Source organism: Kribbella antibiotica, from assembly GCF_004349055.1.
Classification (GTDB): Bacteria; Actinomycetota; Actinomycetes; order Propionibacteriales; family Kribbellaceae; genus Kribbella; species Kribbella antibiotica.
On sequence record NZ_SMKX01000293.1, the window covers coordinates 1 to 1822 of the forward strand.

Consider the following 1822-nt stretch of genomic DNA (forward strand, 5'->3'; position numbering starts at 1 on the left):
GCGGCACCAACGAGAACACCAACGGGCTCCTGCGCCAGTACTTCCCCAAAGGCACCGACCTGTCCATCCACGGCCCCGAAGACCTCGAACACGTCGCCCAAGAACTCAACGCCCGACCACGCAAAACCCTCGACTGGGACACCCCAGCCGAACGCCTGCGTGATCTACTCACCACCTAGAAACCCAGCACGGTGTTGCAACCACCCCTAGAAACCGCCATGCGGGTCCAGAACCCACAAGCGCATGGGGGAACCCATGAGTTGCGGGTGGGGCTGCGGCGCTGCGGCTGAGGGGTCAGTCTCATTTCGCGCGGTGAGGCTTGTTGTGCGCTTAGGCTCGCGGGCATGCAGCTGCTCTCGGATGTTGTTGTGGTGGACCTGACTCGGGCGTTGGCCGGGCCGCATGCGGGCATGATGCTGGGGGACCTTGGGGCGCGGGTGATCAAGGTCGAGACGCCGGTGGGTGGCGACGACAGCCGGGGGTGGGGGCCGCCGTTCGTCGAGGGTGAGTCGACGTACTTCCTGTCCGCGAATCGGAACAAGGAGTCGGTGACTGCTGACCTCAAGTCCGACGAGGGCAAGGCGTTCCTGACCAAGCTGGTGCAGAAGGCCGACATCCTGCTGGAGAACTTCCGGTCCGGTGTGCTGGATCGGCTCGGGTTCTCGGTTGAGCGGCTGCATGAGCTGAACCCGGGGCTGATCGTGGTGTCGATCACCGGGTTCGGGCATGACGGGCCCGAGGGTGGCCGGGCTGGGTACGACCAGATCGCGCAGGGCGAGGGCGGCCTGATGAGCGTCACCGGCGAAGCCGAGCCGACGAAGGTCGGTGTGCCGATCGCTGACCTGCTGGCCGGCATGTACGGCGCTTATGGCGCGCTGGCCGCGTTGCACGAGCGGTCGGTGACCGGGAAGGGCCGCGTGGTGCGGACGAGTCTGCTCGCCGCGATGGTCGGAGTGCACGCGTTCCACGGGACAAAATGGACGGTCGCCGGAGAGGTGCCGGGGCGGATCGGCAATCACCATGCGCAGATCGCGCCGTACGGGATGTTCGCGACGGCCGACGACAAGGTGCAGGTGGCGGTCGGCAGCGAGGGGCAGTGGCGGATGTTCGCGCCGATCGTCGGGCTGGATCCGGCGGATCCGCGGTTCGCGACGAATGCGGAGCGGGTGGGGAATCGTGCCGAGCTGATCGCGGTGATCGAGACGGCGTTCGCGGCCGCATCGGCGGACAAGTGGCTGGAAACGCTTGCTGAGCAGGGGATTCCGGCCGGCAAGGTGCGCGACATCCAGCAGGTCTACGAGTGGGAGCAGACGCTGTCGCAGGGCCTGCTGATCGACGTCGACCACCCGACCCTCGGCAACATCCAGCTCCCTGGCCCGCCGCTGCGCTTCGACAACCAGCCCTATGCCGGCGCCCGCGAAACCAACATCGCGCCGCCGCGGCTGGGCGAGCACAACGACTCCGTCCGCGCCTGGCTCGAGGAATAGCGGACCGCCCCCACTCATCAAGTCGAGGAGCGCGGGCGATCGCACGCTCAGCGGCACTCCGCTGAGTGCCACTTGACGCAGTTGGATGCTCCTATGGATGTCAAGCAGCGGTTGGCTTGGGGTTTGGTTGGCGTAGGAGGTAGTAGATCTCGCGGGCGATGAGGCGTTTGAGGCAGCGGATGATGTCTTTCTTTGACAGGCCTTCGGTGGTGCGTTTCGCTGCGTAGGCCTGGGTGCGTGGATCGTGGCGGAGTCGGCTGATGACGATCACGTAGAGCGCTTTGTTGGCTTGCCGGTCGCCGCCTCGGTTGAGGCGGTGGCGGTGGGTCTGGCCA

Annotated in this window: 3 protein-coding genes; 2 read left to right on the top strand and 1 reads right to left on the bottom strand. The window is 66.5% G+C overall.

Annotated features, from left to right (window positions below):
* The coding region (locus E1263_RS42280; RefSeq protein ID WP_132178102.1) for an IS30 family transposase at nt 1-179 on the top strand (179 nt) is incomplete at its 5' end.
* A gap of 165 nt (nt 180-344) precedes the next feature.
* On the top strand, nt 345-1487 hold the full coding sequence (locus E1263_RS42285; protein ID WP_132178104.1) for a CaiB/BaiF CoA transferase family protein: 1143 nt from the start codon (nt 345-347) through the stop codon (nt 1485-1487).
* A gap of 100 nt (nt 1488-1587) precedes the next feature.
* Here the strand turns inward: E1263_RS42285 and E1263_RS42290 are convergent.
* Nucleotides 1588-1822: transposase (locus tag E1263_RS42290; protein ID WP_165956474.1), on the bottom strand; the 235-nt coding region annotated here is incomplete at its 5' end.

Excerpts from the sequence above, each read along its gene's own strand:
- E1263_RS42285 (WP_132178104.1), top strand. The coding sequence starts at position 345 with ATGCAGCTGCTCTCGGATGTTGTTGTGGTGGACCTGACTCGGGCGTTG.